The sequence below is a fragment of the Stenotrophomonas sp. PS02300 genome (assembly GCF_029959395.1).
GTDB classification, from domain to species: Bacteria; Pseudomonadota; Gammaproteobacteria; order Xanthomonadales; family Xanthomonadaceae; genus Stenotrophomonas; species Stenotrophomonas maltophilia_AD.
In genome coordinates, this window is sequence record NZ_JASCOP010000205.1 from 1 (window position 1) to 4,290 (window position 4,290).

Genomic DNA, 4,290 nt, shown 5'->3' on the forward strand with positions numbered 1-4,290 from the left:
CCGCGATGTCGAAAACCCACGCATGAACCCCCGATCTGTGCCCGATCTGTGCCCAAAGCGGCGCTTGCGCGGCCGCTTCCTACCCGCCAGACTCGCAAAAAAGGGCGGTTGAACTTCCTATACCCAACTGGGCGTGGACGCGGTCGGTTTCGTGTTCGCCGAAGGCAGTCCGCGCCGGGTCAGCGCGGCCGAGGCGCGGCAACTGCGCCTGGCGCTGGCGCCGATGGTCGGCGCGGTGGCGCTGTTCCGCGACAACACCGTGGCCGAGGTGCGTGAAGTGGTGCGCATGGTGCGACCGGCGTTGCTGCAGTTCCACGGCGACGAAGAGGATGCGTTCTGCAGCGCCTTCCGCATGCCCTGGCTGAAGGCGGTGCCGATGGGCGGGGGCGAGCGTTGGGATGCGGCCGCGCTGCAAGAGCGCTGGCCGAACGCCGACGGTTTCCTGTTCGACAGCCACGGCAAGGGCGCAGCCGGCGGTACCGGCCACACGTTCGACTGGAGCGCGATCCCCGGCGGACTGCACCGGCCGTTCGTGCTGGCCGGCGGGATCACGCCGGACAACGTGCACGACGCGATCCGCGCCACCTCGCCGTGGGCGGTGGACGTGGCCAGCGGGATCGAAGTCGCGCCGGGAGTCAAGGACGGCGAGAAGATGCGCCGCTTCGTGGCGGAAGTGCGACGTGCCGACGGTACCGGTCCCGATTGAACGGCGTTTTCCTTTACGCGCTGCGTGTGTCCTGTAGTTTTCCCCCGTCCCTACGGATCCACCCATGAGCACTCCGGCCCGCACCCGCAAGGCCACCCCGGCCAGGAAGACCGCTGCGTCCAAGCCGGCGCCGCGCCGCAAGAGCCGTGCGGCGCCGCCGCCCGAACTCCTGTCCATCGACCTGGCCTTGCAGGGCGGCGGCTCGCACGGCGCCTTCACCTGGGGCGTGCTCGACCGCTTGCTGGAAGAGGAGTGGCTGCGGATCGATGGCGTGTCCGGTACTTCCGCAGGCGCGATGAACGCGGCCGTGCTGGTCGATGGCTTCGAACGTGGCAGTCGCCAGGGCGCGCGCGAGGCGCTGGCCCGGTTCTGGCGCGCGGTGTCCGACGCAGCGCGCTTCAGTCCGCTGCAGCGCGGGCCGCTGGACGTGCTGATGGGACGCTGGAGCCTGGAGGGCTCGCCGGCGTTCCTGGCCATGGACCTGGTGTCGCGGCTGTGGTCGCCCTACGACCTCAATCCGTTCGGCGTCAATCCGCTGCGCGACATCCTGGAGCGCTCACTCGATTTCGACGCGCTGTCGAAGTCGGACATCAAGCTGTTCATCACCGCCACCAACGTGCGTACCGGCCGCGGCAAGGTGTTCCGCAACGCCGAACTGAGCCCGGACGTGCTGCTGGCCTCGGCCTGCCTGCCGAACATGTTCCAGGCGGTGGAGGTGGACGGCGAGTACTACTGGGACGGCGGCTACTCCGGCAACCCGACCATGACCCCGCTGGTGCGCGACTGCAATTCGGACGACGTGATCCTGGTCGCGGTCAACCCGGTCGAGCGTCCCGACCGGCCGACCGGCGCGCGCGAGATCCTCAACCGGATCAACGAGATTTCCTTCAACGCCGGCCTGCTCAAGGAACTGCGCATGATCGCGCTGCTGCGCCAGGTGGCCGACGTGGGCAACTGCGAGGGCGCGCGCTGGGCGAGCAAGCGCATCCACCTGGTGCGCAACGACCTGGCCGCCGTGCTGGATTCCTCGTCGAAGATGAGCGCCGAGTGGGCGTTCCTGGAGATGTTGCACAAGGAGGGGCGGCGCGTGGCCGAGTCCTTCCTGGCGCAGGACGGCGCCAACCTGGGCAAGCGCTCATCGATCGACCTGAACGTGCTGCTGGAAGGAGTGTGAGCATGGGACTGCTGGGCATGCTGGCCGGCCTCGGCCTGTTGATGTACCTGTCCTACCGGGGCTGGAGCGTGCTGCTGCTGGCGCCGGCCGCGGCGTTGGTGGTGGCGGCGTTCTCCGGCGAGCCGCTGCTGGCGCACTGGACCTTGACCTTCATGTCGGCCGCCGCCGGATTCATCTCCCAGTTCTTCCCGCTGTTCCTGCTCGGCGCGCTGTTCGGAAAGCTGATGGAGGACAGCGGCTCGGTCGAGGCCATCGCCGCGTTCATGACCGCCAAGCTCGGCACCCGGCGGGCGATGCTGGCGGTGGTGCTGTCCGGCGCGCTGGTGACCTACGGCGGGGTGAGCCTGTTCGTGGCGATCTTCGTGCTGGTGCCGATGGCCGCGGTGCTGTTCCGCGGCGCCGGCATCCCGCGTCGGCTGATGCCGCCGGCGCTGGCGCTGGGCACGATGACCTTCACCATGTCGGCCATGCCCGGCACGCCCTCGATCCAGAACGCGATCCCGATGCCGTTCTTCGGCACCACGCCGTTCGCCGCGCCCGGGCTGGGCCTGATCGCCTCGGCGATCATGCTGGCGTTCGGCCTGTGGTGGCTGGCCCGCGCCGAACGTCGCGCGCGGCTGGCGGGCGAAGGCTTCGGCGAGTTGGCCACGCCCGACGCCGGCATGGTGGCCGAGGACGAGATCGTGCGCGAACGCGCGGCGGTGGCGCAGCCCTTCGATCCGGCCGAGGCGGCGCATGGCGTCCAGGGCAGCGGCCTGCCGTCGGCGCTGGTTGCGTTCGCGCCGCTGGCGGTGGTGATCGGGGTGAACCTGCTGATGTCGCTGCTGATCCTGCCGCGGATGGACGTGTCCTACCTGCAGTACGCGCGCTTCGGCGAAACCTCGCTGTCCGAGGTGGCGGGCGTGTGGTCGGTGTCGGTGGCGCTGGCCGCGGCGATCGCCACCACCATCGCGCTGAACCTGCGCCGCTTCCCCTCGCTGCGTTCGAGCATGGACTCCGGCGCCAACGCCTCGGTGCTGCCGATCCTGGCGGTGGGCAGCCTGGTCGGTTTCGGCGCGGTGGTCGCGGCGATGCCGGCCTTCGAGATCGTGCGCGACTGGGTACTGGGCATCGGCGGCGGTCCGCTGGTGTCGCTGGCGGTGGCGACCAACATCCTCGCCGGCCTCACCGGCTCGGCGTCCGGCGGCCTGACCATCGCCCTGGATGCGCTGGGTCCGACTTTCATGGCCATCGCCTACGAGACCGGACTGTCGCCGGAGCTGATGCATCGGGTGGCGGTGATCGGCGCCGGCACCCTGGACAGCCTGCCGCACAACGGCGCGGTGGTGACTCTGCTGGCGGTGTGCGGCTGCACCCACCGCGACAGCTACGGCGACATCGCGGTGACCGCGGTGCTCGGCTCGATCGTGGCGCTGGTGGTGGTGATCGTGCTGGGGACGATGTTCGGGTCGTTCTGAGCGCACGTGCGCGGCGTGACGGCGCCGCCCGGCACGATGCTCAGGCGCGGCGCGGCTGGATCGAGGCCAGCTGCGCGTCGGCCAGTCCCAGCAGCAGGCGCCGCGTTTCGCGGCCGCCGCAGCGGAACGCCTGCAGCAGGCGTCGCTCGAGCGGGTCGTGGACCAGTTCGGCGTCGAGTGCCGGAATGTCGTCCGGATCCGCCTCCCAGGCCAGCGGGCCACGGCCGGTGGCCAGCCACTCGAAACGCACGCGGGTGACATGCGCCAGGCGGGCGCGCCGTGTTTCTCGAAGTGGGCGAGGATGGCGCGGATGGTTTTGGGTTCCTCGATGCTGGCGACGATCCGCACCGCGCCGCCGCAGTGGGCGCAGGTGGTGACGTCGATGGAAAAGACCCGCTTGAGCCGTTGCGCCCAGCTCATCGCACGGCGCTTCTGCTCGGGGCTGCGCGGCTCGTCGTGGGCGCTTGCGTCCACCGGCGCCGCATCGCCCGCAGGCCGCTTGCCGCGCCCCGATGGCGTCACCTGCGCGCGCAGGTTTGCATTCGGGGCGAATACGCCGTGGAAGCGGGTGAGATGCGCGCGAGGTGGCGGGACCAGTGCCGCCAGCTTGGCGATGAAGTCCACCGCATCCCATTCGACATGCGTGGTCCCATTTCGCCACGGCGTCTTGAGCTGATACCGCACCCTACCCTGCGGTGAGATCGACAGCCGCTGCTCGCTGATCGCCGGGCGCGTGATGTAGCGGCACAGCTTTTCGAGCTTGTGGCTTTCGTGTGCTTCCGCGGCCACGCCGGCATGCAGCGAGAAGCCGCCGACCTTGCCGGCATCGCCCTCCAGCGAGCCTGCGTCACCGGGCAATGTTTGCAGCGTGACGACCTTGCGGCCAGCGTCGCGACCGGTGGCGATGCGGTAGGTCATCGAACTCATCCGCAGCCCATCCATGCCGTCGTCGC

At 70.0% G+C, this 4,290-nt stretch carries 3 protein-coding genes and 2 pseudogenes; 3 read left to right on the forward strand and 2 right to left on the reverse strand.

Translation table 11 applies throughout. From position 1 onward, the window contains the following. Positions 1-121: 121 nt before the first annotated feature. The 3 genes and pseudogenes from QMX79_RS20145 to QMX79_RS20155 form a co-directional block, all read left to right on the forward strand. Positions 122-706: pseudogene (locus QMX79_RS20145) on the forward strand (phosphoribosylanthranilate isomerase); the annotation flags it as partial. 64 nt (positions 707-770) lie between these two features. Then, positions 771-1,880 (forward strand): patatin-like phospholipase family protein, encoded by a 1,110-nt coding sequence (locus tag QMX79_RS20150; RefSeq protein WP_164146001.1) that lies wholly within the window; start codon positions 771-773, stop codon positions 1,878-1,880. Positions 1,881-1,882: 2 nt separating this feature from the next. Continuing rightward, the gene (locus QMX79_RS20155) at positions 1,883-3,337 is read left to right on the forward strand and encodes a GntP family permease (protein WP_282248362.1); all 1,455 of its coding nucleotides are present in this window, start codon (positions 1,883-1,885) and stop codon (positions 3,335-3,337) included. Between the two features lie 40 nt (positions 3,338-3,377). Here QMX79_RS20155 and QMX79_RS20160 read toward each other — a convergent pair whose 3' ends face one another. Both QMX79_RS20160 and QMX79_RS20165 read right to left on the reverse strand, forming a co-directional pair. Further along, positions 3,378-3,587: a hypothetical protein gene (locus QMX79_RS20160; RefSeq protein ID WP_019186274.1), complete on the reverse strand. Its 210-nt coding sequence runs from the start codon at positions 3,585-3,587 to the stop codon at positions 3,378-3,380. A gap of 23 nt (positions 3,588-3,610) precedes the next feature. Further along, positions 3,611-4,290 (reverse strand): annotated as a pseudogene (locus QMX79_RS20165) (transposase); the annotation flags it as partial.

What these genes read in the sequence shown, in the direction of transcription:
- QMX79_RS20150 (WP_164146001.1), top strand. Translation starts at nt 771, where the DNA reads ATGAGCACTCCGGCCCGCACCCGCAAGGCCACCCCGGCCAGGAAGACC.
- QMX79_RS20155 (WP_282248362.1), top strand. Translation starts at nt 1,883, where the DNA reads ATGGGACTGCTGGGCATGCTGGCCGGCCTCGGCCTGTTGATGTACCTG.